Annotated in this window: 22 protein-coding genes; 16 read left to right on the top strand and 6 right to left on the bottom strand. The window is 60.7% G+C overall.

From position 1 onward, the window contains the following. Positions 1 to 25: 25 nt before the first annotated feature. From glmS to JF70_RS05855, 3 genes are all read left to right on the top strand, one after another. Positions 26 to 1,918 carry a glutamine--fructose-6-phosphate transaminase (isomerizing) gene (glmS, locus tag JF70_RS05865; protein ID WP_045936185.1) on the top strand — a complete coding sequence of 631 codons (1,893 nt, stop codon included), beginning with the start codon at positions 26 to 28 and terminating at the stop codon, positions 1,916 to 1,918. A 9-nt stretch (positions 1,919 to 1,927) separates the two neighbouring features. Further along, entirely contained in the window at positions 1,928 to 2,680 is a 753-nt protein-coding gene (locus JF70_RS05860) for a pseudouridine synthase (RefSeq protein ID WP_045935623.1), read from the top strand. A 110-nt stretch (positions 2,681 to 2,790) separates the two neighbouring features. Beyond that, positions 2,791 to 4,893: a beta-galactosidase gene (locus tag JF70_RS05855; protein ID WP_045935622.1), complete on the top strand. Its 2,103-nt coding sequence runs from the start codon at positions 2,791 to 2,793 to the stop codon at positions 4,891 to 4,893. Here the strand turns inward: JF70_RS05855 and JF70_RS05850 are convergent. Next, positions 4,850 to 5,647, bottom strand: coding sequence for a type III pantothenate kinase (locus JF70_RS05850; protein WP_045935621.1), 798 nt, complete (start codon positions 5,645 to 5,647; stop codon positions 4,850 to 4,852). The genes JF70_RS05855 and JF70_RS05850 overlap by 44 nt on opposite strands. A 145-nt stretch (positions 5,648 to 5,792) precedes the next feature. Here JF70_RS05850 and JF70_RS05845 point away from each other — a divergent pair, with 145 nt between their 5' ends. The 10 genes from JF70_RS05845 to JF70_RS05800 all read left to right on the top strand — a co-directional run bounded on the left by JF70_RS05845 (position 5,793) and on the right by JF70_RS05800 (position 16,172). Beyond that, positions 5,793 to 7,439, top strand: a complete 1,647-nt coding sequence (locus JF70_RS05845; protein WP_082069422.1) for an ABC transporter substrate-binding protein — start codon at positions 5,793 to 5,795, stop codon at positions 7,437 to 7,439. Positions 7,440 to 7,441: 2 nt separating this feature from the next. Further along, positions 7,442 to 8,419: an ABC transporter permease gene (locus JF70_RS05840; protein ID WP_045935620.1), complete on the top strand. Its 978-nt coding sequence runs from the start codon at positions 7,442 to 7,444 to the stop codon at positions 8,417 to 8,419. Between the two features lie 77 nt (positions 8,420 to 8,496). Further along, complete coding sequence (locus tag JF70_RS05835) at positions 8,497 to 9,468, top strand: ABC transporter permease (protein ID WP_231578939.1); 972 nt, start codon at positions 8,497 to 8,499, stop codon at positions 9,466 to 9,468. After that, positions 9,459 to 10,253: an ABC transporter ATP-binding protein gene (locus JF70_RS05830; protein ID WP_045935619.1), complete on the top strand. Its 795-nt coding sequence runs from the start codon at positions 9,459 to 9,461 to the stop codon at positions 10,251 to 10,253. The genes JF70_RS05835 and JF70_RS05830 overlap by 10 nt, the downstream gene beginning before the upstream one ends. After that, a complete protein-coding gene (locus JF70_RS05825; protein ID WP_045935618.1) occupies positions 10,240 to 11,088 on the top strand; it encodes an ABC transporter ATP-binding protein in 849 nt (282 codons plus the stop codon). Before JF70_RS05830 ends, JF70_RS05825 begins: the two co-directional genes overlap by 14 nt. 247 nt (positions 11,089 to 11,335) lie before the next feature. After that, positions 11,336 to 11,701 (top strand): GntR family transcriptional regulator, encoded by a 366-nt coding sequence (locus JF70_RS05820; protein WP_045935617.1) that lies wholly within the window; start codon positions 11,336 to 11,338, stop codon positions 11,699 to 11,701. Further along, a complete protein-coding gene (locus JF70_RS05815) occupies positions 11,698 to 12,558 on the top strand; it encodes an ATP-binding cassette domain-containing protein (protein ID WP_045935616.1) in 861 nt (286 codons plus the stop codon). Before JF70_RS05820 ends, JF70_RS05815 begins: the two co-directional genes overlap by 4 nt. Next, positions 12,555 to 13,517, top strand: a complete 963-nt coding sequence (locus tag JF70_RS05810) for a hypothetical protein (RefSeq protein WP_045935615.1) — start codon at positions 12,555 to 12,557, stop codon at positions 13,515 to 13,517. Before JF70_RS05815 ends, JF70_RS05810 begins: the two co-directional genes overlap by 4 nt. A 90-nt stretch (positions 13,518 to 13,607) precedes the next feature. Further along, entirely contained in the window at positions 13,608 to 15,611 is a 2,004-nt protein-coding gene (locus JF70_RS05805) for a RecQ family ATP-dependent DNA helicase (protein WP_045935614.1), read from the top strand. A gap of 78 nt (positions 15,612 to 15,689) precedes the next feature. Beyond that, a complete protein-coding gene (locus tag JF70_RS05800; protein WP_029678668.1) occupies positions 15,690 to 16,172 on the top strand; it encodes an S-ribosylhomocysteine lyase in 483 nt (160 codons plus the stop codon). A 78-nt stretch (positions 16,173 to 16,250) separates the two neighbouring features. Here JF70_RS05800 and JF70_RS05795 read toward each other — a convergent pair whose 3' ends face one another. From JF70_RS05795 to JF70_RS05775, 5 genes are all read right to left on the bottom strand, one after another. Continuing rightward, complete coding sequence (locus tag JF70_RS05795; RefSeq protein ID WP_045935613.1) at positions 16,251 to 17,150, bottom strand: dihydrodipicolinate synthase family protein; 900 nt, start codon at positions 17,148 to 17,150, stop codon at positions 16,251 to 16,253. Between the two features lie 2 nt (positions 17,151 to 17,152). Next, the gene (locus JF70_RS05790) at positions 17,153 to 17,950 is read right to left on the bottom strand and encodes an amidohydrolase family protein (RefSeq protein WP_045935612.1); all 798 of its coding nucleotides are present in this window, start codon (positions 17,948 to 17,950) and stop codon (positions 17,153 to 17,155) included. A gap of 1 nt (position 17,951) precedes the next feature. Next, positions 17,952 to 19,220 carry an MFS transporter gene (locus JF70_RS05785; protein WP_045935611.1) on the bottom strand — a complete coding sequence of 423 codons (1,269 nt, stop codon included), beginning with the start codon at positions 19,218 to 19,220 and terminating at the stop codon, positions 17,952 to 17,954. An 8-nt stretch (positions 19,221 to 19,228) separates the two neighbouring features. Beyond that, entirely contained in the window at positions 19,229 to 20,020 is a 792-nt protein-coding gene (locus tag JF70_RS05780) for an SDR family oxidoreductase (RefSeq protein WP_045924701.1), read from the bottom strand. 81 nt (positions 20,021 to 20,101) lie between these two features. Then, positions 20,102 to 21,385 (bottom strand): enolase C-terminal domain-like protein, encoded by a 1,284-nt coding sequence (locus JF70_RS05775; protein ID WP_045935610.1) that lies wholly within the window; start codon positions 21,383 to 21,385, stop codon positions 20,102 to 20,104. A 150-nt stretch (positions 21,386 to 21,535) separates the two neighbouring features. Between JF70_RS05775 and JF70_RS05770 the strand changes: the two genes are divergently transcribed. The 3 genes from JF70_RS05770 to alr all read left to right on the top strand — a co-directional run bounded on the left by JF70_RS05770 (position 21,536) and on the right by alr (position 24,774). Then, the gene (locus JF70_RS05770; protein ID WP_052690774.1) at positions 21,536 to 22,591 is read left to right on the top strand and encodes a LacI family DNA-binding transcriptional regulator; all 1,056 of its coding nucleotides are present in this window, start codon (positions 21,536 to 21,538) and stop codon (positions 22,589 to 22,591) included. A gap of 146 nt (positions 22,592 to 22,737) precedes the next feature. Next, entirely contained in the window at positions 22,738 to 23,373 is a 636-nt protein-coding gene (locus JF70_RS05765; protein ID WP_045935608.1) for a hypothetical protein, read from the top strand. A gap of 42 nt (positions 23,374 to 23,415) precedes the next feature. Then, positions 23,416 to 24,774 (top strand): alanine racemase, encoded by a 1,359-nt coding sequence (gene alr / locus JF70_RS05760; RefSeq protein WP_045935607.1) that lies wholly within the window; start codon positions 23,416 to 23,418, stop codon positions 24,772 to 24,774. The last annotated feature ends 68 nt before the right edge of the window (positions 24,775 to 24,842 follow it).

The raw sequence follows: 24,842 nt of genomic DNA, 5'->3' as shown, positions 1-24,842 counted from the left end.
AATTCCCATGGCTAGACTGGGGCCCATGTGCGGAATCGTCGGTTATGCGGGATCAGTACGGACGGCCTGCGGCAGGCCCCTGGAGGTCTGCCTCAAGGGTCTGGAACGCTTGGAGTACCGGGGCTATGACTCGGCCGGAGTGGCCCTGGCTGCCCCTGGGATGGCGCGGGTGGCCGTGCGCAAGAAGGCCGGGCGCCTGGGCAATCTGGTCGCCGATCTGAAGGCCAAGCCAATGCCCGAGGCAACTGTGGGCATCGGCCACACCCGTTGGGCCACCAATGGCGAACCCACTGACGTCAACGCCCATCCCCACGTCAGCCGTGACGGCAAGGTCGCGCTGATCCACAACGGGATCATCGAGAACGCATCCAGGCTGAGGCTGGACCTGGAGACCGAGGGGTACACCTTCGTATCCTCCACGGACACCGAGGTGGCCGCCAAGCTTTTGGGCAAGATCGCCCAGGAGATTATCGATGCCACCGGCCAGCCCGACATCTTCGAGGCCATCAGGCGGCTGGCCCGCATGCTCAAAGGGGCCTTCACCATACTGGCAGTGGACTCGAGGCAGCCCGATCTGGTGGTGGGCATCCGACACGATTCGCCGCTGGTGGTTGGTCTGGGGGACGGAGAGAACTACCTGGGATCCGATGTGGCCGCCTTCGTGGCCTATACCCGTCGGGCCATGGAGCTGGGGCAGGACCAGGCGGTCTGCATCAGCGCGGACCAGGTCCTGGTCACCGACTTCCAGGGGCATCCTGTGGAGCATCCCCGACGCTACACCATCGACTGGGATGCCTCGGCCGCCGAAAAGGGCGGATGGGACTCCTTCATGGACAAGGAGATCCACGAGGATCCTGCGGCGGTCTCCAACACCCTGCTGGGCCGGTACGACGAGTCGGGCGACCTGGATCTGGACGAGGTCCACATCGATGAGGAGGTCTTCCGCCAGATCGACAAGATCATTGTCGTGGCCTGCGGAACGGCCTCCTATGCGGGTCTGGTGGCCAAGTACGCCATCGAGCACTGGGTCCGCATCCCGGTGGAGGTCGAGCTGGCCCATGAGTTCCGCTACCGTGATCCCATTCTGACCCCGCGCACCCTGGTCGTGGCCATTTCCCAGTCCGGGGAGACCATGGACACGTTGATGGCGCTCCGGCATGCGCGAGAGCAGGGTTCAAGGGTTCTGGCCATTTGCAACACCCAGGGGTCGACCATCCCCAGGGAGTCCGACGCCGTACTCTACACGCACGCCGGCCCCGAGGTGGCTGTGGCCTCCACCAAGGCCTTCCTGGCCCAGATTGTGGCGGCCTACCTGCTGGGGCTCTACCTGGCCCAGGTCAAGGGGACCATGTACCGGGACGAGATCCACCAGACCATCGACAACCTCAAGGCCATGCCTGCCAAGATCCAGAAGGTGCTGGATAGCCAGGCCGAGGTCATCAGCCAGACGGCTCAGCGCATGTCCAAGGCCCGTTCCTTCCTCTTCCTGGGGCGGCATGTGGGCTATCCCGTGGCACTGGAGGGGGCGCTCAAGCTCAAGGAGATCGCCTACATCTTCACGGAAGGATTCGCCGCCGGCGAGCTCAAGCACGGCCCGATCGCCCTGGTGGAGCCGGGGGAGCCCGTGGTGGTCATCGTCCCCAGCGCCCGGGGCCGCAATGTGCTGCACGACAAGGTCATCTCGGCCATCGAGGAGGTCAAGGCCCGCGGCGCCTTCACCATCGTCGTGGCAGAGGAGGGCGACCCGGATGCAGGCCGCTATGCTGACGTGGTCTTTTGGCGGCCGCCCTGCCCGACCCTGCTCAGCCCCCTGGTGGATGTGGTCCCCTTGCAGCTGTTCGCCCTGGACATGGCCCGGCTCAAGGGCCTGGACGTGGACAAGCCCCGCAACCTGGCCAAGTCGGTCACGGTGGAATAGGGGCGGCCCATGATCGTCGGGTCCGGGCAGCGGGGGCATCGGATCGTTCTGGAGGAACCGCCGATCCCTTTCGAGCCCAGGGTCATCTACGAGGATCAACGCATCATCGTGGTCGACAAGCCCCACTTCCTGGCCACCATGCCCAGGGGGATGTGGTACGCGGGCACTGTGCTGATTCGAATCCGCCAGCTGTACGGGGAGCCCGACATCATACCCGCCCACAGGCTTGACAGGGCCACTGCCGGCGTGCTGGTCCTGGTGCGCGACCCGGCTGCCAGACGGGCCTACCAGATGCTCTTCCAGGAGCATCGCGTGAGCAAGGTCTACCAGTGCCTGGCGCCGGTGCAACCCATGGTTCGTCCGCGGACCGGCACCGTGCGGCACCTGGATCCGCCCCGGGTCTTCCCGCTGGAGCGTCGCTCCAGGGTGATCAAACGTCGGGGGATTCTCCAGGCCTGGGAGGAGCGTGGGCCCGTCAATGCCATTACCAGGGTCGAGCTGACGGCGGGCCGGGGATGCCTGGCCACCTACACCCTCTATCCGCAGACGGGCAAGACCCATCAGCTTCGGGTGCATATGAACTCCTTGGGCCTGCCCATGGTGGGCGACGACCTTTACCCCAGAATCCGGACCAGGTCCTATGACGACTTCTCCCGGCCGCTGCAATTGGTGGCCCGTCGCCTGGAATTCACCGACCCCTACACCGGGGTCAAGCGCACCTTCACCTCCTCTGTTCCCTTGGATCCTCAAGGAGAAGCCTGAACAGTCAGCCTGGTGGGACATAATGGTCAGGGGATCCCGGAGCCGCGGGACGACGTGGACGCGGTAGGCATCCCCGTCCGAGAATCCAGACGGACCAGGAGGTTCCACCCATGAGCAAACCGACAAGGCGGGCCTATCGATGGCCCAAGCATCTCAAGGGTCAGCAGTCGCTCTGGTACGGATGCGACTACAACCCCGACCAGTGGCCCGAGGATGTCTGGGATGAGGACATCAGGCTGATGACCAAGGCAGGGGTCAACGTGGTGGCCCTGGCGGTCTTCTCCTGGTCGCGTATTGAGCCCAGCCAGGGTGTTTTCGACTTCGATTGGCTGGACCGGATCATCGACAAGCTCGGCCGGGCAGGCATCGGGGTCAACCTGGCCTCGGCCACGGCCACGCCGCCGCTCTGGCTGACCCAGGCCCATCCCGAAGTGCTGCTCAGGGACGAGCGAGGCGATACGGTCTGGCCCGGAGCCCGGCAGCACTGGCGGCCCACCTCGCCGGTCTTTCGCTCCTATGCCTTGAAGCTCTGTCGGGCCATGGCCGAGCACTACCGGGACAACCCCTATCTGGTGGCCTGGCATGTGGGCAATGAGTATGGCTGTCACAATCGCTTCGACTATTCCGACGATGCCATGAGGGCCTTCCAACGCTGGTGCCGCCGCCGCTACAAGGACATCGACGCCGTCAACCGCGCCTGGGGCACGGATTTCTGGTCGCAGAGGCTGAGTGACTTCTCGCAGATTCTGCCTCCGCGTTTCATCGGCCAGGGGAATTTCCAGAATCCGGGCCGCATGCTGGACTTCGAGCGGTTCAGCTCAGACGCCCTCAAGGATTTCTATATGGCCGAGCGGGACACCCTGGCTGAGATCACCCCGGATATACCTTTGACCACCAACTTCATGGTCAGCGCCGGCGGATTCGCCCTGGACTACGACGACTGGGGCGACCAGGTGGACTTTGTGGCCAATGACCACTACGCGATGCCGGGCAGGGATCATCTTGAGGAGCTGGCCTATTCCTCCAGCCTGGTGGACGCCATCGCCCGCCGGCGTCCCTGGTGGCTTATGGAGCAGTCCACATCGGCGGTCAACTGGCGGCCGGTCAACCCCCGCAAGGAGCCGGGACAGCTGGAGCGCGACTCCCTGGCTCACCTGGCCTTGGGTGCTGATGCCATCTGCTACTTCCAGTGGAGGCAGTCCCGGGCTGGCGCGGAAAAGTTCCACTCGGCCATGCTGCCTCATGCCGGCGAGGACACGGCTGTTTTCCGTGATGTCTGCCAGCTGGGAGGGGACCTGCAGGGGCTCTCGCAGGCTGGTTTGGCCGGCACCACGCTGGCCAAGGCCCCGGTGGCCCTGGTCTTCGACTACGCAAGCCAGTGGGCCAATTCCCACGCAGCCTCGCCCAGCGATCGGGTCGAGCACGGCCAGGAGCCGCCGGTCTGGTACCGGGCCTTTCTGGACAACGCCATCCGACCCGATGTCCTGCCGGTCAGGGCCACCTGGGAGGAGTATCCGCTCGTGGTCCTGCCAGCCCTCTACCTGATTGACGCCGATCTTTCCAAACGGCTGCACAAGTATGTACATGGTGGAGGGCGGCTGATCGTCACCTGGGGTAGCGGTATCGCCGACGAGCAGGACCGCGTCTGGACCGGCGGGTATCCGGGGCCGCTTCGGGATCTGCTGGGGCTGTCAGTCGAGGAGTTCGCGCCCATGGCTCCCGGCACTCCCGGTCTGCTGGACCATCTGGACCTGACCGACGGGGTTACGGCCCACGATTGGGCCGATGTCATCGGCCACCTGGACAAGGGCACCAAGGTCCTGGCAAGTTACCGGGCGGATCCCTGGACGGGGATGGATGGCATGCCGGCCATGACCGTTCACGACTGGGGTCACGGCAAGGCCGCCTATCTGGGTTGCCGTCTGGACGCCCAAGGTCTGGCCAAGGTCCTTCCTGCCCTCTTGGAGGCCATGGATGTCGCCGATATGAGGTCGGCCCAGGGCGACCCCGATCTGTTGAGAGTTGAGCGGGTCAGTCAGGATGACCGGACGCGTTTCGTCTTTCTGTTCAACAGAACCAGGCATCCGGTGCAGGTTCAGGTGGAGGGCCGGGTCCTGGTGGGCTCGCTGGCCAGCGTTGACGGGGATGGTAAGCAGGCCAGTCTGCAGGTCAACGGTGCGCTGGTGCAGCGTGTGGTCGGCCATCGGCATTGAGCTGGTGAATCCTGTACATGCCGGCGAAGATCAGCTCGGGGTCGTAGACCTCGATCAGGTCGGTGTCCTGTGAGAAGGTGCGACCCATGCCGCCCGTCGCCACCACGTGGAAGTCCCGGCCTATCTCGCTGCGGTACTGGCGGATGATCCGCTCCAGGCCGCCGAGGAAGTTGTAGTAGAGCCCGGCCTGCATGGCCGTCCTGGTGCCCGTGGCCATGATGGTCTGCGGACGGGTGATCTCGACCTGGGGCAGCTGGGCGGTCTGGCCGGCAAGGGCCTGCGCCCCCGAGCGGATGCCCGGCACGATCAGGCCGGAGCGGATGGCACCCTTGGCATCCACATAGTTGAAGGTGGTGGCCGTGCCGAAGTCGATGACCAGGACCGGCCCTCCGTAGCGGTGGAAGGCGCCCACGCAGTCGGCCAGGCAGTCGGCGCCCAGGGAGCGCGGGTCGTCCAGCCGGATGTTCATGCCTGTCTTCACGCCGGGGCCCACCACCATGGGGTCGATGGAAAAGAAGCGGATCAGACAGGACCTCAAGGCGTGCATGACCGCGGGAGCCACCGATGAGATGATGGCATCCTGCACATCCGCAGTCCTGTAGCCGGCCAGGGCCATGAGCTGCCTCAGCAGAAGCCCGAACTCATCGGCCGTGTGGTCGATTCTTGTGGTCAGTCTGTAGGAGGCGGCGACCCGGTCACCCTCCATGAATCCGACCTCGATGTTGGTATTGCCGATGTCGATGGCCAGCAGCATGTCTGTTCCTCCCTGCCGTCGTCCGGGCGCGTGGCGCTTTTCGAATCCATCCTAGGCGCATAAGCCTGGGTGATGGCTTCGGGGAGTATGCTTGTGGGCGGTGATCGACCAGAATGGCGGTCAACCACAGCATAAGGATTCGTCAATGAACGCAGATCGACACGGCACGCATGTCCATGGCAGCGTGACCGCAGCAGATACAGAGGCGGCCCAGGAGCCAGGCCCCAGCACTGACCCCGAACTCAACGCCAGGATCAGGCCCATGAGGTCGGGCGGCAACACCCTGCCCTGGAAGCTGCTCAGTCTCATGCTGGCCCTGGCCTTGGCATTCTCCCTGTGGACAGGGCATCGTGGTGCTACTGGCCAGGCCGAGGGCGGAACTGTAGCTGATTCGGTCACGGTGGGGCTCAAGCTGGCTCCCACCAACTTGGACATCCGCAACCAGTCGGGCACGGCGCTGGATCAGCTTCTGATCGGCAACGTCTATCAGGGCCTGGTGTCACGGGATTCCCGGAACCGGGTGCGTCCGGGCCTGGCCAGGACCTGGGATGTCTCCGAGGACGGGCTGGTCTACACCTTCCACCTGCATGAGGGCATCCGTTTTTCCAACAATCATGCTCTTCGGGCCCAGGACGTGGTCGACTCCATACGCGGGCTTATGGCAGGCCACTATCAGGGTAGTGAGATGCTGGAGGGTTTCCAGGGCGTTCAGGCCACGGATCCGCTGACGGTGCGTCTGACGCTGTCCAGGCCCTACCAGGACCTGCTCTGGCAGCTGAGCGGCCGGGCTGGCCTGGTCTTTGACCGGCGGGCCCATTACGACATGAAGACCCAAGCCGTGGGTTCCGGCCCATATCTGCTGGAAAGCTTCCGCCCAAACGACTCGGTCACGCTTAAGGCCGATCCGCACTACTGGGGGAGCGACAAGCCTAAGACGCCAACCATCGTCATCCGTTACCTCAATGACGACAATGCTGCCGTCAACGCCCTGCGCAGCGGGGATGTGCAGGTGCTGGCTCCGGTCACTGAGAATCTGGCCAGCCCCTTCCGGAACAGTCCCGATTTCCAGGTCAAGGCGGGCGACGACACCGACAAGTACGTACTGGCCATGAACGGCAAGGGCGCCGCCACATCCGACCCGCGGGTGCGGAAGGCCATCCGCCATGCCATCGACCATCGGCAGCTGATTGCCTCCCGGGGCGGATCGGACAGGGCCCTGGGCGGACCAATACCGTCCCTGGATCCCGGTTATCAGGATCTGACCGGGCTCTACCCCCACGATCCGGAGCAGGCACGGAGGCTTCTGGCCCAGGCCGGGTACGGTCCCGAGCACCGGCTCAAGCTTCGGCTGACCTACGCCAATACCTATGGCAGCGAGTTGGGCGATCAGTTGCGCTCGCAGCTGCGTCAAGTGGGCATCGACCTGGATGTGCGGGTGGTGGAGTTCTCGGTCTGGCTCCAGGACGTGCATGCCAACAAGGACTACGACCTGTCTCTGGTGGATCATGGCGAGAGCCACGACTTCCATCAGTGGGCCAACCCCGGCTACTACTACAACTATGACAATCGTCAGGTCCAGGAGCTCTACCAGAAGGCCATGGCCACGACCTCCGCCGATGACTCCGACAGGCTCCTGGCCCAGGCCGCACGGATTGTCAGCAGCGATGCGGCGGCGGACTGGCTCTTCAACTACCGGGTGACCACGGCCTGGCGGACGGGGCTGGAGGGCTTCCCGGTCGACCTGAACCAGTCCCTCATGCCCTTGTCCGACGTGACCTACAGACGGGGGTGACCATGGCCAGATTCCTGATGCGCCGTCTGGTGCTCTTCATCTTGGCACTGATGGGCATCTCCCTGCTGATCTTCCTGGCACTGCGCATCCTGCCCGGTGACGTGGCCGCCGTCATGGCCGGGCTGGATGCCCCGCCTGAGCGTGTCGACCGGCTACGTCGGCAGATGGGCCTGGACCGCTCCTATCCCCGGCAGTATCTGGATTGGATCAGCGATTTCCTCAAAGGGGACCTGGGCAGGTCCATTCTGACCAACCGTTCCATCGCCTCCCAGGTGGGCATCCGGGCCCAGATCACCTTCCCTTTGATTCTTTTGGGACTGGGCGTGGCCCTGCTGCTGGGCATCCCCCTGGGTTGTGCGGCAGCTCTGGCGCGCTCGCCTCGGATGCAGTCCTTCAGCCACATGGCAGCCATCGTGGGCGGATCCGTACCGGCCCTCTGGTCAGGACTGCTGCTGATCATGCTCTTCGCCAAGGGCAGTGGGCTGATTGGTCTGCTGCCCTCCCAGGGCTTTCCTGCTCTCGGCTGGGCTCAGCCGGGCCAGGCCCTGGCGGCTTTGATCCTGCCTGCTGTGTCCACCGGCATCATTGTGGGCGCCGGCATCATGCGATACACCCGTTCCCTCCTGGGCGACATGCTCTCTTCCGGGTATGTGGACATGGGCATGGCCTGCGGGATGACCCGGACCCAGGCCGCCCTGCGCATCGGTCTGCGGCTGGCTTCCCCCCAGCTGGTCTCGGTGGTCGGGCTGACCATGGCCGAGATGATCACCGGGGTCATGGTCAGCGAGAACCTGTTCGCCCTGCCGGGACTGGGCTCCATGCTGATCACAGACGTGGGCAACCGGGATCTTCCGGCCGTTCAGTCCGAGCTGCTTCTTCTGGCGGCCTTCTTCCTCTTCCTGGGACTGCTGGTGGACGTTATCCATAGATTGATCGATCCGCGTTTTCGAGGTGCGGCCAGGCAGGAGGTGGCTGACTGATGAGTTGGGAGCATACTGACAGGCCCCGCCTGGGATTGCGGGCCATCTTCCCCGGCCGACTGGGATTCCTCGGACGGATGCGGGTGGTGCTGGCCAGCATGTGGCGCAAGGCCTCAGGGCGATACTCGCTGATTGTTCTGGCCATGTGGATCCTGTTCTCCCTGGTCTCCAGGTTCTGGACCCCGGTCCCTATCTGGACCACCGACGGATACCGGATCTGGCAGGCCCCCAGCCGCGACCACCTTCTGGGAACGGATGGCACCGGGGCAGACATCCTCTCCTGGCTGATGGCGGGGTCGGCAACCAACCTGGCCATCAGTCTTCTGGCGGTCCTCCTGTCGGGCCTATTGGGCCTCCTTCTGGTCATGGCCATGGTCTCGCGCAGTTCCGGAGTATCGCAGACGGTCGTGGTCCTGGTAGATGCCCTGATTTCCCTGCCCACGGTTCTGCTGGCCCTGATTCTGGCTGTCCCCCTGGGACCGAGCATCGCCGTGGTCGTCGTGGCCTGCGGATTCGGCTACGGACTCAACCTGGCCCGGATTGTAAGGCCCCAGGCGCTCCTGGCGGCGGAATCGGACTATGTGCGATCCGCCCGGCACAGCGGGGTCGGATCCTTCAGAATTTTCTGCACGCACCTGGTGCCCAATGTCATTCCGGTCCTGTGCGTGCAGCTTTCCATGTCGGCGGGGACCTCCGTTCTGGCTGAAGCAGGGTTGACCTACCTGGGGGTGGGCGTTCCCGCTGGTCTACCCTCCTGGGGGCACTCGCTGACCACCTCGGTCAAGTTCATCAACGTCTTTCCGCTGACCGTGCTCTGGCCCGGCCTGGTGGTCACCATGGTGGTGGTGGCGTTGAACCTGTTCGGTGATGCCCTGCGTGATGCCATCGATCCGGTCACCAACTCCGGGCTCAGGGCCGCCGTGGCTGCCGCCGGACGGTCGGCTCTCCGGTCTGGGGAGCGTCAGGAAAAGTCTGCGCAATCAAACGACTCCGGTCATCATGTCGAGAATGCGATCCGTACAGGTGAGGGAGACCAATCATGTCGCTGAATATTGACGGCCTGAGTCTGTCCATCAATGGCCGCACCATTCTTGACCGGGTGAACCTCAGGGTGGCGGATGGACAACGGGTCGGCCTGATCGGCTCCTCAGGCTCCGGAAAGTCGATGATCGCCCGCAGCGTCCTGGGCACCGCACCGCTGACGGCCTCCCTGTCCGGTTCCATTCTGGTGGACGGGCTTCAGATTCTCGGCTCCGATGACCGGTCCCTGGCGGACCTGCGGGGTTCCCGGATGGGCATGATCTTTCAGAATCCTTCCACGGCCCTGAACCCGGTCAAGAAGGTCTACAGCCAGGTTGAGCTTCCTCTCCGTCGCCACTATCGTCTGAGCACCCAGGAAAGGCACAGGCGGGTCATGGAGATATTGGCCCAGGTCGGTTTGGATGCGGATCTGGCCGGCTCCTACCCACATGAACTGTCCGGGGGCCAGCAGCAGCGGGCGGCCATAGCCACAGCCCTGGTCACCAAGCCCAGACTGATTCTGGCAGACGAGCCGACCACCGCCCTGGATGCCGTCACCCAGCGGCAGATCGTGGATCTGCTGGTTTCCCTGGTCGACCAGAGCGGGGCCTCCCTGCTGTTCATCACCCATGATTTCTCGGTCCTCGCCAGGGTTGCCGATTACTGCTACATCCTTGATGCAGGGCGAGTGGTGGAAAGCGGGCAGACGCAGAGCATTCTGCACAGTCCATCCAGTCCACAGGGCAGGACCCTGGTGGGGGCGGCCAGAGAGCTGACGCTGCGCGCAGATGGAGGCAAGCATGGGAACTACTGACGTTGCACATGCCGATCCGATCCTGATCGGGAAGGGCCTGACCAAGATCTATGCCTCAAACGGCAGCGACGTGGCTCGAAACGCTGCGGTTGACGGAATCGATGTCTCGCTCATGCCGGGGGAGTGCTTGGCGATTATAGGGGAGTCGGGTTCGGGGAAAACCACGCTTTCCCGTCTGCTTCTGGGTCAGTTGAGGCCTGATGCCGGGCAGGTGGCGTATCAGGGCAGTCCTGTTCTGCGTGGTTCTGCGGCCGCCAGGTCGCTTGCCCGAGATTCCGCCCTGGTCTTCCAGAACCCCTTTGCCTCCTTGGATCCCCGGTGGACCATCGGCCGGTCAGTCGCCGAACCCCTTCTGGCTGCCGGGCGTAGGAGGAGCGGACACCTATGGCATCGTCGTCAAGATGGGACAGACCTTGCTGATCGGGTGGCCAAGGTCTTGTCAGAGGTTCAGCTTGACCCAGACAGGTTCATGACGGCTTATCCGTCGGATCTGTCCGGAGGCCAGGCCCAGCGGGCGGCCATAGCCCGGGCCCTGGTCGTCAAGCCCCGGATACTCCTGGCCGATGAGCCCATGAGCGCCATCGACGTCTCGGCGCGCGTCGGGATCCTCCATACCCTTCAATCCATCATGGCCCAGTCCAGGCAGCAGGCAGATCCTTCCAATGGCATGTCCATGATCATCATCTCCCATGATCTGGGCGTGGTCCAGCACATCGCGGACAGGGTCATGGTGCTCAGCCAGGGGAGGGTGGTGGAGGAGGGGCCGGTGCAGACCATCCTCGATCACCCCAGTCAGTCCTATACCCGTCAGCTGCTGGCAGCTGCAACCCTGTAGGCATTCGTGCTTATACGGCATCCTGGCTAAGCAGAATTACATGAGGGCATGTCCGTTCTTGCTGGGATGAAGTAGGGCAGCGGAAGTATCTGCGCAGAGCAACCGGGCGGATTACGACTGCATTTGATTTGACGGTTGGAAGAACAAATCGTAGACTGTTGGTTAGTTACTCAAGTAACTAAGTAATAAACAGTTGTAAAGGTCCTAATTCGGCACTCCGAATCAAGGCAGACAAGGCGGTCAAACGATGGCGATCGAAATACCGGATGGTCGGCCCGTTTTCATGAAGGTGGCGGACCGGCTGACCGAAGCCATAGCCGAGGGTCTGGTCGCCGATGGTGAGAGGATTCCCAGCACCACGGAAATCTCGACCGCCTACCAGATCAACCCGGCCACCGTCCTCAAGGGGATGAACCTGTTGGTCGACCGGGGCCTTCTGGAGAAACGGCGGGGGCTGGGCATGTTTGTCACTGCCGGTGCGGGCCGGAGTGTTCGTGAGCGTCGGAGGAACGAGCTCCTGAACGGAAGGTTCCAGGATCTGGTCAAAGAAGCCAAGTCTCTGGACGTATCTCGTGAGGACCTGGACGCCATCATAGAAAGGGTCTACCAATGAGTCTGACAGTTTCCAATGTGGACAAATCGTACGGAAAGCTGAAGGCCCTGGATGAGATCTCACTCTGCTTTGAGCCCGGCAATATATACGGACTCTTCGGGCGGAACGGGGCCGGCAAGTCCACCCTGTGCAATCTGATGGCGGGCAGGGCACTTCCTGACCAGGGGCTGATCCACCTGGATGGAAGCGATCTGGTCAGCGATTCAAGAATCGTTCGCCGAGTGGCTTTGGTCAACGAAACCTGGCCCTATCCATCCCGACGGCGCATTAGACAGGCATTTGCCATGGCCGAGGGGTTTTACGGCGGTTTCGACTGGCACTTGGCTGAGAGTATTCTTAAGAGCTTCGCATTGAGGCTGACTGACACTTTTGCCTCCCTTTCCACGGGGCAGCGTCAGGTGGTCAAGGACGTCATCGGACTCTGCCTGCCTGTGGAATACCTCATTCTGGATGAACCGACGACAGGAATGGATGCGGCGGCCAGGGAGAGGATCTACTCCTTCCTTCTGGAGTCCTATCAGCGCCGCGGACCGACCATGATCATCGCTACCCATATCATCAACGAGGTCAGCCAGCTCATCTCCCGCGTCACGATCATCGACCAGGGGCGGGTCCTGCGATCTTTCAGCGTGGATGATCTGTCAGGTCTGGGGACCACTGTCACTGGCCGTCCGCGTGACGTGGAGGGCTACCTTGCACAGGGCGACCCGAAGCTGCTGGGCAGGCAGCGCATCGGCGACCTGCTACGCGTCAGCTTCGAGGGTCCGGTGACCGACGAGCAGCCCAAGGGGCTTATTGTCGCCCCCATGGACTTGCAGACCTACTTCGTCCAGATTACGGAAGGTGTGGCACAATGAGTAACACGCAAGTTGCAGAGACGGTAGGGACGAAGACCAAGCCGGGGTCAGACAGCCCCGACCTAGGTTCCGGACCTGCTGAAGGCTGGGCTCAAATCAAGCGCTTCCTGTTGCCTGCGGTGCAGACCCGTATGGCCCTGCGCGTACAGGTGATGCCGAGGCTGATCGTCTTTTTGATTTGGGCCCTCGTCCTCGCTCTGGGGGTTATGGGGTTTATCCCCTTGAGTTCTGGATTCACCGGTCTGTTCACCGAGATGGTGCTTATGGCCACCGCCTTTGTCTGCTCACTGACGACTTTCCGGCCCTTGATCTCCAATGCTGTGACCCGCTCCACAATCGCATGGACCCAGATCATCTCCAATGTGGTCATGGCCCTGGCGACAAGCACTTTCATGATCGTGGTCGCGATTATCAGCAGCCTAGGCCAAATCGGATGGATGCCCTTTACGGAAAGTTACCAAAGGTTTCTTGTACAGGGCTGTTCGCCTTGGAGACTGACTCTTGATCCCTGGAGTGTGTCATGCTTTAACCGGTCGTATGCCCAGCAACCGTCCCGTTGGCTGGCTCTGGCGCTGCATGTCTTTATGGTGCAGGTAGCCTTCATTCTGCTTGGCCAGGTGCTGGGTGACCTGGCCGCCCGTCTTGACCGAAAAGGCAGATGCCTGCTGCTGGCAGGGCTGTTGATCTGTGTTGGTTTCTGGCATTCGATTTCCGGTTGGAATTTCTGGGGATGGCCGCAAACGGCGGTTCAGATGCTCAACCTGGCGCGCGGTCATTGGATGTACAAGACCTTGAGCCCCTTCATGAATACGGACCTCTGGGGATACTTCACCGTGTATGTGCTCTGGCCCCAGGTGGTCTTCACCCTGGTCTTCTCCGCCATATGCGTCCTGTTCAGCTACTGGCTCACCAGCCGTCGGCAGCTATCGGCCATCCAAGGGTTCAGCATTCTGGGTTAGTGCCAGGATAGCCATGCATTCCGGCGACAATTGACCACATGGTCGTTCGCCCACTGCTTGACTCCTGCCGGGGCAATAGACTGGGGAATCATGGTGGACATCCAGGATGCAGGGCAGGCGCTGAAGCGGTATTTCGGATATGAGTCCTTTCGCCCGGGTCAGGAGGATCTGGTCAAGGCCATCCTGAATGGGCGGGACTGCCTGGGTGTTATGCCGACCGGGGCCGGCAAGTCCATCTGCTATCAGATTCCTGCCACCCTCCTGGACGGTCTGACCATCGTCATCTCTCCCTTGGTCTCCCTGATGAAGGACCAGGTGGACGGGCTGGAGGATGCCGGCATCCCGGCTTCCTTCGTCAATTCCACCCAGGATATGGATGAGCAGTCCCTGGCCCTGGCTCAGGCTGCCCAGGGACGCAGCAAGATCCTCTACGTGGCCCCCGAGCGGCTGGATGCCCCCAGGTTCAGAGATTTCGCCCAGCATACGAAAATCTCCCTGCTGGCAGTGGATGAAGCCCACTGCGTATCCCAGTGGGGTCAGGACTTCCGCCCTGCCTACTTGGGCATCGGCGACTTCATCGGATCCCTGCCTAACCGGCCCACGGTGGCGGCCTTCACCGCTACGGCGACCGAGAAGGTCCGGCGCGATATCGCATACATGCTGGGTCTGAACGATCCTTACGTAGCAGTGACGGGATTCGACAGGCCCAACCTTTTCTTCGACGTGATCAAGCTGGAGAGCAAATACAAGAATCGCTGGGTGGTCCGGTACGCCCTGAAGCATGGCGATGACTCAGGTATCGTTTACTGCGCCACCCGCAAGGAGACCGAAGCCCTGGCGGATGATCTGACCAAGGCCGGTGTCAGCGCTGTCAGCTATCACGCTGGCATGGATACCCAGGACAGGGAGCAGGCGCAACGGGACTTCGTCAACGACAAGGTGCAGGTGGTCGTGGCCACCAACGCCTTCGGTATGGGCATCGACAAGTCCAATGTGCGCTATGTCATTCATCACAACATGCCTGAAAGCATCGAGGCCTACTACCAGGAGGCAGGCAGGGCGGGACGCGACGGCGAGCCGGCTCGTTGCTCCCTGCTATGGAACGAGAGCGACATCGTCACCCGCAGGCGCCTGCTGGACATGGACAACGGCAACGACAGACTGACTGGCGAGCAGGCTGAAGCCGTCAGGGCCGAACACCGGCGTTTGCTCAATGTCATGATTGGCTACTGTCGAACCACTGGCTGCCTTCACCAGTATATGCTGCGTTACTTCGGCGAGGAGGTGGACCAGGCTGCCGCGGGTCTTTCGCCTGCCGAGGCCGACAAGGGCAAATCAGTCCCGGTCGGGCATCCCGACACGGGCAGCGGCGGCTGTCAGAACTGTTCCAACTGTCTGAGCACCTTCACGACCATCGACGTCAGCGACGTGGCCCGTGCCATCAGCAGGTGTGTGCATGATGTGAACCAGGGGTTCGGCTCCGGCAAGATCGCCCAGATCCTTCGGGGTTCGCGCTCGCAGGACCTTCTTCGGCGCGGGCTGGATAGGTGCCCCAGCTATGGCGCTCTGGCCCAGGTTCCAGAGGCGCGGATTCGCGACGTGCTCAACCAGATGGCCTCGGACGGGTATCTGTATATCACCGAAGGACGGCTGCCCATGGTCCATTTCGGGCCCAAGGCCGCGCAGACGGTCAGTCCGGACTTTCACTACGAAATCAAGCGGACGGAACGACCATGTGCCTCGGGCAAGGTCTTCGGCGGCAGATCCTCTTCAACGGTCGACGATGTTGGTCTCGACCAGGCCGGTGCAAGCGATGCCAGCCCAGAGGATGAGGAACTTTTCCAGAAGCTGCGCGATCTGCGGACCAGCATAGCCCGCAAGATCGGCAAGCCTCCCTACATCGTCTTCTCCGACAAGGCACTGCGAGATATGTGTCGCCTTCGGCCCGTCGATGATGCGACCTTCCTGGCTGTCAACGGAGTGGGGCAGCACAAGCTGGAGCAGTATGGGCCCCAGTTCATGGGGGTCATCTCAGAGTTCTCGGCCAGAAAAGCAGTGAATGTGGTCATGGGTGCCGCCGGATCTGATAGGTAGGTCGGCCTACCATGAGATGTACATGACTTTATCAAGGTTGCCTTTCATACCGGGCGCCCGACAGGAAAGGAAATAACAATGGCTGACAAACCTATTGTGGAGAGCTTCCAGCTGGATCACACCAAGGTCAAGGCGCCCTACGTTCGTCTGATCGACGAGGAGAAGGGCCCCCAGGGAGACATCATCTCCAACTATGATCTGCGCTTGGTCCAGCCCAACCAGAACGCCATCCCAACTGCAGGCCTGCACACCATCGAGCACACCATCGCCGTGCTCCTGCGCGAGCGCATCCCCGGCTACATCGACTGCTCTCCCTTCGGTTGCCGGACGGGCTTCCACCTGCTCGCCTGGGGCCGTCATTCAACCGAGGATGTGGCCAAGGCACTGAAGGAGTCGCTGGAGTTCATCGCCGAAAAGGCCACCTGGGACGACGTACCCGGCACCGAGATCACCTCGTGCGGCAACTACCGCGACCATTCGCTCTTCTCGGCCAAGCAGTGGAGCCGTGACATCGTCGCTGCCGGCATCAGCTCCGATCCTTACGAGCGCAAGCTGGTCTGAACGCTGACAGACAAACAACCGGGCCTGAGGAAGGGCGGGTTCCCTTCCTTAAGCCCGGTTCAATGAAGAGACGAAAGCTCAACTACGCAGTATGGTTCCGATCTGTTTCATCTGGTCATCATCAATCTGCATGGCAGGTTCGCGGATGCGTGTGCTGATGGGCAGACCCTGCAGTCGCACGGCTCCCTTGATGGCCGATACGAACAAATCCGCAGTGTCGTAAATTGCCATCAAGTGGTTGATGCGTCGGGCCTTGTCTAGCGCAGTCCGGTAATCGCCCTCTTGATAGGCCCGATGCATGGCAACGAAGGTTTCCGGCTCCACGTTGGTCAGGCCCGATAAAACACCGTTACCTCCGCAAATGCGGTTGACCATATAGTATTCGTCGAATCCAGAGAACACCGAGAACTCAGGGCTGACACGTCTGACTGCTGATACGACCCGACGTGTGTGGCTGATTGTGTCCACCGTGTCTTTGATGCCAACGATGTTTGTACATTCCTGAGCCAGTCTCGCGACCAACTCCGGTGAGCAGTCGTTACCTGTACGAGCAGGGAAGTTGTAGAGGATCACCGGTACAGCCGAGGCCTGGGCGATGCTGGTGAAATATCGGTAAGCGGTCGGTTCCGAAGGACCGAAATAATAGGGACTGACAGCCACTACGGCATCGGCGCCGATTTGTCCGGCAAACTTGGTCAGATCCATAACCCGGTCCATGTCAGTGTCGCCTACTCCGACGAATAACTTCATGCGCCCCCGTATATGGTCGACGGCAAATTGCAGGGCTGAGCGCTTCTCTTGGAGATCATAGGCATAGAACTCGCCGATGCTTCCGAACAGAAGCACTCCATTAATGCCAGCCTGGATCAGATGGTCCAGATGTCGTCCCCACAGGTCGGTGTCGATGACTCCTTGATCGTCGCTGATGGTAATCGACGGGCAGAATATTCCCTCGAATTTAGCTGATGATGTGCTCATGTTCACCCTTCCACAGTAAGCATATCGGCATGGATCCCATAGGCCCTCATGGCATTGTGCTTGAAGAAGTCCTCATCAGGGCCAAAGATGTCCAGCATCAGTTGCCAGTGTTCCCTGAGTGAGGAGTGCACGGTGACGACCGGCCAGTTGGAGGCATAGAGGATCCTATCCGGGGGAAATGTGTCCCTGACGAAGGCGACGATGTCGCGATCGACCGGCAAGTCGCCTGACACCTTGATATAACAGTGCGGCAGGGCCGCCATGGCCTGCATGGCCTTTCTGGAGGCCGGCGACAAGTCGGGCATGTTGCCCAGATGGTCCATGATGACAGTCAGGGAAGGAACCTGAGAGAAAGCCTGAGCCATGTCCGGCAGTTCTGCCCCCCGGTTGCATAGCTCAAAGGGCAGGCCCTTATCAGCCATGGCGCGGAGCCCAGCGATGAAGGAGGGTTCCATGCAACGGCCGCGAGGGGCAGAGTCAGTATGCAGTGGCTCTCTGATGCCCGTAGCGTTGATGGGCACTCTCATATAGGGCCCTACCTGGGCTCGGAGCATTCGGGCAAGGATTTTGGGGTCATTGTTCTCATAGACCAAGCGGTCCTCTAACAGGGGGTCATCCGAGTCTACTTCCACATAGACTCCGCCCAGAAATTCCGCTCCCAGCTGCTCGTACTCGTTTTCGAGCTCATGAAGGGGAAAGCTTCGGTCCAGTGAGGGCATTCCGTCCAGCCATGGCAGATGCTGCCGCTCAAGATTCCACATATGGAAGTGAGCATCGATGACCTGTAGTTGTCGTGTCATGTCAGGCTCCCTGCTTAAGACCTATGCGGCACCCACGGAAGGCATACCAGGCAATGTAGAGGAATCCGGGCACGGTCACCAGCATGGCGATTTCGATGCCCATGGCATCCTGAATGGCACCCAGCAGCAGCGGGATCAGGGCTGCTCCGACGATACTCATGACCAGCGCCGAAGAGCCGGTCTTGGCATCGTTGCCCCTGATGCCCTTGAGCGTCAGCGAGAAGATGGTGGGGTATCCGATTGATATGAACAGATAGGCAACCAGGAAGCAAATGACCGAGAACCGTCCCAGACCTAGGAATACCAGAACCATCAGCACGGCTGTGATGCACATGTAGATGCCCAGTATCTTGCCGGCATCGAATTTGGTCATTAACGGAGTGGTCAGGAACCGCCCAAGGGTGAACAGTAGCGACAGCAAGGCCAACAGTGTGGCAGCCAGACCGGCGGTGATGCCGGCGCCCCAGTGTTTGAGGGCATAAGCGGAGAACATGGCCATGCCTGCCACCTGCAAGCCGATAAAAATGAACTCGGCAATCACGCCCAGTACGAAGTAAGGGCGTTTCAACAGACTTGAGGTGCCGGAACCGGTGCCAGTTTCCCCCTCCTGCTCGTCATCGCCGGGCGGTGTTGGCAGTTTGAAGACGATGAAGACAGCTAACACCAGCAGAAGGACGATGCCGATGACGATATAGATCATTCTGGTATCTGACAGGAACTTGACCTTGGCTTGCTCAAAGCCCGGCTCTTTTGGGGTCAGGGTTTTGGACAGGACTCTGCCCAAAATCAGAGGCCCTACCACGTTGCCGACGCCGTTGAAGCTCTGTGCCAGATTGAGTCTGAAGGATTCGCCTTTTTCGTCGCCCAGCTTGGTGACATAAGGGTTGCAGTTGGTCTCCAGCGAGGAGGCTCCCAGCGCTACCACGAACATGGCGAATAAGAAGAGTCCGTAGCTGGCCATATTTGTGGCTGGTACCACGATGAATGCTCCAACCGCGAACAGTATCAGTCCGGAAATGACCCCGCCCTTGTAGCCGAAGCGCTTGGAGATGATTCCTGCTGGGATGGCCATGACGAAGTAGGCTCCGTAGTAGGCCACCTGCAGCAGCGATGCCTGGGTGCTGTTCAGCTCCATGTAGTTGCTGAATGGGCTGTTGAGGGCGTTGACCAGATTCATGGTCAATCCCCAGATGAAGAAGAGTCCGATGACCAGGGTTATGGCGACAGTGGCCTTGGACCCGCCCTTGTTTCGTGTATTTGTATTTTCCATGGCAGAGCTCAATTCAGTGCCCGGTCCAGGTGGACGTATCCGCCATCGACGAACACCCATTGGCCGGTGGTGTGTGATGCGCGATCAGAGAGCAGGAAGGTGGCGGTGTTCCCGATCTCCTCGGGTGTGGTCATGCGATGTTCCAGAGGAATCTTGTCTGTGATGACTGAGAGACGGGCCTGCTGGGCCTTTTCATCGCCAAAGGTCTTGATCCAGTCGGCATAGAGCGGGGTCCAGCATTCCGAGACCACGATGGCGTTCACTCGTACGTCATCGTGCACCAAGGCCGCAGCCCATTCTCTGGTCAGGCCCAGAACTCCGCCCTTGGCTGCCGCGTAGGCGCTGGTCTTGCCCTGACCGGTCACGGCGGTTTTGGAGGTGATGTTGATGACGGATCCGTGGCTTTCCTTGAGGTAGGCACAAGAGGCATGCATGAGCTCGTAGTAGTGGGTGAGATTGCCGTGTACGGAACGCTCGAACTCCCGCCAGTCAGTGGTTTCCAAAGCTTTGTTGTCGTTGACTCCAGCGTTGTTGACTATGCCATCGATATGGCCGAATTCCTTGTGTACCTGCTCCACAATGGGGGCTATGCCGTCGGTGTCATTCAGATCCAAAATGAAGGTCCGGTAGGTATCGGTATAGGCCTCGATGTCTTTGCAGAACTGGTCCCTGGCTGACTCGTCACGGTCTATGACTGCGGTTATGGCGCCCTCCTGGGCCAGTTGTAGGGTTATGCCCCTGCCGATGCCCTTGAAGCCACCGGTGATGATGAATACCTTGTTCTTGAGATGCAAATCCATGAGAACTCCTTTGTCTATATGGATGGATGATTTGTTAGAGGTCCAGTGATTGGACCGGATTTTGATTGAGGTGGCCCGAGGTCACTTCTGATGGAGGTAGCGCTGTGCAGTCTCCACGGTCATTTCAGCCCCATTGCCGGGAGCGGTCGGTGCCTGATACATGCCTTGGCTGATACGCACGGGGTTCACGAAATATTCGTGCTGGTTGTCTACGTATTCGATCATTCGGCCCTGTGTGGTGCAGGAGACGGCTGCGTAGTCGAACATGGCGAAGTGGCAGACCATCTCGCACAATCCGACCCCGCCGGCGTGGGGGCAGACTATCTTGTGGAACTTGCGAGCCAGCAGGTATTCCAGAACTATCTCCTGGGGGCCTGCCACTCTGGTGGCGTCGATCTGCATGATGCCGAAGGCGTTAGCCTGCAGGAATTGCTTGAACATGATGCGGTTCTGCATCTGTTCGCCGGTTGCCACGGGGATGGGATTGATGGCCCTGGCAATGGTTGCGTGGCCGATGATGTCGTCGGGGCTGGTGGGCTCTTCGACCCATGCCAGGTCGAAGTCATGGAAATGGTTGATCCAATCAATGGCTTGCGGGACATCCCAGACCTGATTAGCGTCGACGGCCAGGCGGACGTCGGGACCGATGGCATCCCTGGCCAGTCCCAGGCGGCGTATGTCATCATCGAGGTTCTGGCCTACCTTGAGCTTGATCTGCTTAAAGCCCTTTTCCTGCGTCTCCCGTTTAGCGATCTCCACCATTTTTTCGTCGCTATAGCCAAGCCAGCCTGGTGCTGTCGAATAACCGGGGTACCCGTGCTGGCGAATGTCCTCGATGCGCTCCTGCTTGCCGGATTGCCCATCCTTGAGGATGTCTATGGCCTCCTCGGGGCGCAGGGCGTCAGACAGATATCGAAAGTCCAATGTGCTGACAAGATCCTCAGGATCCATTTCAGCCAGCAGCAACCACAAGGGTTTTCTCGCCCTTTTGGCTTTCATGTCCCAAAGGGCGCTCAGCAGTGCGCCAATGGCCATGTGCTCTACTCCCTTTTCGGGCCCCAGCCAGCGCAGCTGTGAGTCATGGACCAATAGGTCCCAGGCCAGACCCATGCTGTCCAGCAGACGTTCAACCTCTAGGCCACGCAGAGTCTCTCCTATGGAATCTATGGCTCTGCAAACAACATCGTTGCCTCGTCCGATGGTGAAGACCAGACCACAACCTTTGATGCCGTCGTCAGCCGAGGTGTGTATTTCCACATAGGCAGCCGAATAGTCTGGGTCTTTGTTCATGGCATCCGACCCTGAGAGGGTCAGAGAAGTGGGAAAACGAAAGTCATACGTTTTCACCGCAGTGATAGTACTCATCGTGGCTCCTTTGCCAATCTTGTGAACGTATACCCCAGTATAGGCGTAGAAATAGAAATTTGAAAATTAGAAATGTAAAAATTCTAAATCTGACGTGGATGCTTTCGCTGCTTCCTTGGTTACGATTGGTGGGTAATGGAAAGGACGCACATGGCCAGACAGGAACCAGGCAATCCGCACGTTGGCGCCATAGCCGAGCAGCTCGGCATCTCTGCTTCGACCGTCTCCAAGGTGATCAACGGTCGACCGGGCGTGGCGGCAAAAACCCGTCGAAGAGTCGAAAAAGCTTTGGCAGACGAGGGCTATGCGCATCCGCTTGTCAGCACGAAGATTGCTCAGACTATTGAGCTGGTTGTGGATTATATTGCCAACAATGGCACTATCGAGATGATACGTTATGCCTCAAAGTGGGCTTTGGATGCCGGTTTGGCTCTGACGGTGACACAGACCGATCACCAGCGGCGTGCCGAGGAATGCCTGAGGGGGATCATTGATCGCAACCCGCTGGGTGTGATCACCCAGATGTCCTCCATAGACCAGGAGGGCAAGAATGTGCTCAAGGCAAGGGGCATTCCCCTAGTGGCGGTCGATCCGGTGGACTTGGTAAGCGATGAGGACATGAGCATAACGCTAGACAATTGGACCGGAGGATACCAAGCGGCCAAATGCCTTCTTGATGCCGGGCACCGGCGCATTGGCGTTATCGCTGGACCGGCGAATGTGCAATCCGCGCAGGCCAGACTGGCTGGATACCGAGCAGCATTGGCGGCCATTGGTGCCGGTCTGCCGTCAAATATGGTTCAGCAGGGAGACTATTTGCCTGACAGAGGGTACCAAGCCGCCTGCGATCTGCTGGACCGCGCGCATCGTCCAACAGCGATTCTGGCCTGCAACGACTTGACAGCCGTCAATATCTACAGAGCGGCGCGCGAACGTGGGCTGGAGCCCGGGCAGGACCTGTCTGTGGTCGGATTCGACAACGTATATCCATCCTCTTATCTGATGCCCGCTCTTACCACGGTGGACCAGCCATTTGATTTGATGGCCAGGATGGCGGTGGGAATGATTCTTGATGCACGCCAGGGCAAGGAGTTCCAGCGGCATGTGGTCATGCCAACCCGTCTGGTCAGCCGACACAGCGTGGTCAACCTGACCCGTGCTCGTCGTTTGCGCTCGGAAGATCGGGTTCAGGAGAGTGCACAATAGCCCAAACTATTCCCCGATTCGCTCAATGCGTACTCACTTCGTGACTGCCTGCTGATGGATACACTCGTACTTCGGCAATCGCGGGGGCGGGTCTCGTCCCTGCCGCACCGGTCGAGAAAGAGGTAGCCACAGTGAGCAGGTACGCGATGGAGACTGCACGTTGGATCCGTCATGCCACCATGGACGACTTTGAGGCGATCATGCCTGTCTACGCCTACGCCAGAAAGCGGATGGCCGAGACCGGCAACCCCCGTCAGTGGGGGGACAAGTACCCTCTGCCTGAACGCATCCGTGAGGACATCGCCGGGGGCCACACCATGCTCTTGGTTGACGATGCAGCTGGCATGGATCAGATTCCTGAGGATCCAGCCTATCCTGAACCTGAGTTGGACGAGCACAAGGGCAGTCACGAGCGCATCATCGGTGTTTTTGCTCTCTTTCATGACCCGGAACCCGACTATAAGGTCATTGATGGCAGCTGGCTTGACGACCGGCCCTATACCACCATCCATCGGGTGGCTGCCTCGGGACTGGGGCGTCACGCGGCTGGGGACCTGCTTGACTGGAGCATGCGCCGGTACGAGAATATCCGCGCCGACACGGGACTGAAGAACTATGCCATGCAGCACATCCTGGAGACTCATGGGTTCACCCGCTGCGGCAACATCATCATGCCTGAGAACAAGGAGATCGAGAACGTGCGGGTGGCCTACCAGCGGCACGATCGGCCCCTTGACCTGGCTGAGCGCGAGAGGGCGGCCAAGCATTTGGTTGCCGTCTGAGGGCGGGTGCCGACCGTCGCTGCGGCGTCGCACAATGGGGCCATGACATTGAGTGCAGCACCGGCATGGCGGTTTTCCGGGCCCGAGGGCCAGCAGCATTACGAGCAAGCTCTTCGGGCCTATCCTGGGCAGATCATCGTGGACTTGCGGACCTTGAAGGCCAATATGGCCACCCTGGTTAAGCTGGTTCATTCCACGAACCCCGGTGCTGCAGTCATGGGTGTGGTCAAGGCCGATGCCTACGGGCACGGGCTCATCCCCACAGCCCTGGCGGCCTTGTCCGGCGGGGCCACCTGGCTAGGCACGGCCCAGTCCAGCGAGGCCCTGCGTCTGCGCCGAGCAGGCATCGGCCCCGACCGTTGCCGGATTCTGTCCTGGATGTTCAATGGGGACCGCGCGCCCTTCGACCAGCTGATTCAGGCTGACATCGACCTGGGCATCGGTTCCCTGAAGACCATGGACATGGCGGCGCAGGCGGCAGATCAGATCGGCAGGCCTGCCCGTGTCCATATCAAGGTGGACACCGGCTTTGGACGCAACGGCTTCACTCCTGAAACCTTCGAGGATGCCCTGCGTGAGCTCTCCCGCCTGGCCGCCCAGGGTCTGTTGGAACCTGTGGGGCTCTTCAGCCACCTGGCAGTGGCCGACATGCCTGACGTTGACGAGTTCGTGTCGTCCACTGACGAGCAAATCGCCCTGTTCGAGGAGTTCTCCGATAGGATGACCGCCGCAGGCATGAAGCCTGAAATCCGGCATCTGGCCAATACCGCAGCCACGCTCACCCGTCCTGGGATACGTTATGACCTGACCCGTCCTGGCGTCGGCCTGTACGGTTACGAGCCCGATCCCTCCATGGGGGTTTCGGCCGATTATGGTCTGCGTCCGGCAATGACCCTCCAGGCCCAGTTGGGCACCGTCAAGGATATGCCGGCCGGTCATGGCATCTCTTACGGGCGTACCTATCTGACGGAGAATCCGACAAGCACGGCCATCATGCCACTGGGCTACGCTGATGGTATCCATCGGTCAGCCTCGGGCTTCGACCGCGAGGGTGCCATAGGCCGCGAGCACCTGGGCGGTCCCGTCCGTCTGATGACTCGCCAAGGGCCCAGGCTGGTTCGTGTCGCTGGAAGGGTCTGTATGGACCAGTGCGTACTGGATCTGAAGGGTATGGCTTCGGATTTGGGAGTGAGCGAGGGCGATACTGTTGTCCTCTTCGGGCCGGGCCAGGGGGAGGATCAGGCCGAGCCAACCGCTGATGACTGGGCCCGGGCCGCCGACACCATCAGCTATGAGATTTTCACCTGCCTGCGTAGCCGGATTCCACGACTTTACCTTGGTGTGCACGAGGTGGTGAACCCTTCCGACCTGCATCTGTTTGCCCCTGAATCCATTCTTTGAGACCACTATCACAGGTAGAACCTAGACCTGGGGCCTTGTCAAGGGGCAACATAAGTGGTGAGATGAGG

The organism is Bifidobacterium mellis (genome assembly GCF_000967265.1).
GTDB classification, from domain to species: domain Bacteria; phylum Actinomycetota; class Actinomycetes; order Actinomycetales; family Bifidobacteriaceae; genus Bombiscardovia; species Bombiscardovia mellis.
This window is presented reverse-complemented; position numbering and strand designations above follow the sequence as displayed.

Excerpts from the sequence above, each read along its gene's own strand:
- glmS (WP_045936185.1), top strand. The coding sequence starts at position 26 with ATGTGCGGAATCGTCGGTTATGCGGGATCAGTACGGACGGCCTGCGGC.
- JF70_RS05860 (WP_045935623.1), top strand. The coding sequence starts at position 1,928 with ATGATCGTCGGGTCCGGGCAGCGGGGGCATCGGATCGTTCTGGAGGAA.
- JF70_RS05855 (WP_045935622.1), top strand. The coding sequence starts at position 2,791 with ATGAGCAAACCGACAAGGCGGGCCTATCGATGGCCCAAGCATCTCAAG.
- JF70_RS05850 (WP_045935621.1), bottom strand. The coding sequence starts at position 5,647 with ATGCTGCTGGCCATCGACATCGGCAATACCAACATCGAGGTCGGATTC.
- JF70_RS05845 (WP_082069422.1), top strand. The coding sequence starts at position 5,793 with ATGAACGCAGATCGACACGGCACGCATGTCCATGGCAGCGTGACCGCA.
- JF70_RS05840 (WP_045935620.1), top strand. The coding sequence starts at position 7,442 with ATGGCCAGATTCCTGATGCGCCGTCTGGTGCTCTTCATCTTGGCACTG.
- JF70_RS05835 (WP_231578939.1), top strand. The coding sequence starts at position 8,497 with ATGCGGGTGGTGCTGGCCAGCATGTGGCGCAAGGCCTCAGGGCGATAC.
- JF70_RS05830 (WP_045935619.1), top strand. The coding sequence starts at position 9,459 with ATGTCGCTGAATATTGACGGCCTGAGTCTGTCCATCAATGGCCGCACC.
- JF70_RS05825 (WP_045935618.1), top strand. The coding sequence starts at position 10,240 with ATGGGAACTACTGACGTTGCACATGCCGATCCGATCCTGATCGGGAAG.
- JF70_RS05820 (WP_045935617.1), top strand. The coding sequence starts at position 11,336 with ATGGCGATCGAAATACCGGATGGTCGGCCCGTTTTCATGAAGGTGGCG.
- JF70_RS05815 (WP_045935616.1), top strand. The coding sequence starts at position 11,698 with ATGAGTCTGACAGTTTCCAATGTGGACAAATCGTACGGAAAGCTGAAG.
- JF70_RS05810 (WP_045935615.1), top strand. The coding sequence starts at position 12,555 with ATGAGTAACACGCAAGTTGCAGAGACGGTAGGGACGAAGACCAAGCCG.
- JF70_RS05805 (WP_045935614.1), top strand. The coding sequence starts at position 13,608 with ATGGTGGACATCCAGGATGCAGGGCAGGCGCTGAAGCGGTATTTCGGA.
- JF70_RS05800 (WP_029678668.1), top strand. The coding sequence starts at position 15,690 with ATGGCTGACAAACCTATTGTGGAGAGCTTCCAGCTGGATCACACCAAG.
- JF70_RS05795 (WP_045935613.1), bottom strand. The coding sequence starts at position 17,150 with ATGAGCACATCATCAGCTAAATTCGAGGGAATATTCTGCCCGTCGATT.
- JF70_RS05790 (WP_045935612.1), bottom strand. The coding sequence starts at position 17,950 with ATGACACGACAACTACAGGTCATCGATGCTCACTTCCATATGTGGAAT.
- JF70_RS05785 (WP_045935611.1), bottom strand. The coding sequence starts at position 19,220 with ATGGAAAATACAAATACACGAAACAAGGGCGGGTCCAAGGCCACTGTC.
- JF70_RS05780 (WP_045924701.1), bottom strand. The coding sequence starts at position 20,020 with ATGGATTTGCATCTCAAGAACAAGGTATTCATCATCACCGGTGGCTTC.
- JF70_RS05775 (WP_045935610.1), bottom strand. The coding sequence starts at position 21,385 with ATGAGTACTATCACTGCGGTGAAAACGTATGACTTTCGTTTTCCCACT.
- JF70_RS05770 (WP_052690774.1), top strand. The coding sequence starts at position 21,536 with ATGGCCAGACAGGAACCAGGCAATCCGCACGTTGGCGCCATAGCCGAG.
- JF70_RS05765 (WP_045935608.1), top strand. The coding sequence starts at position 22,738 with ATGGAGACTGCACGTTGGATCCGTCATGCCACCATGGACGACTTTGAG.
- alr (WP_045935607.1), top strand. The coding sequence starts at position 23,416 with ATGACATTGAGTGCAGCACCGGCATGGCGGTTTTCCGGGCCCGAGGGC.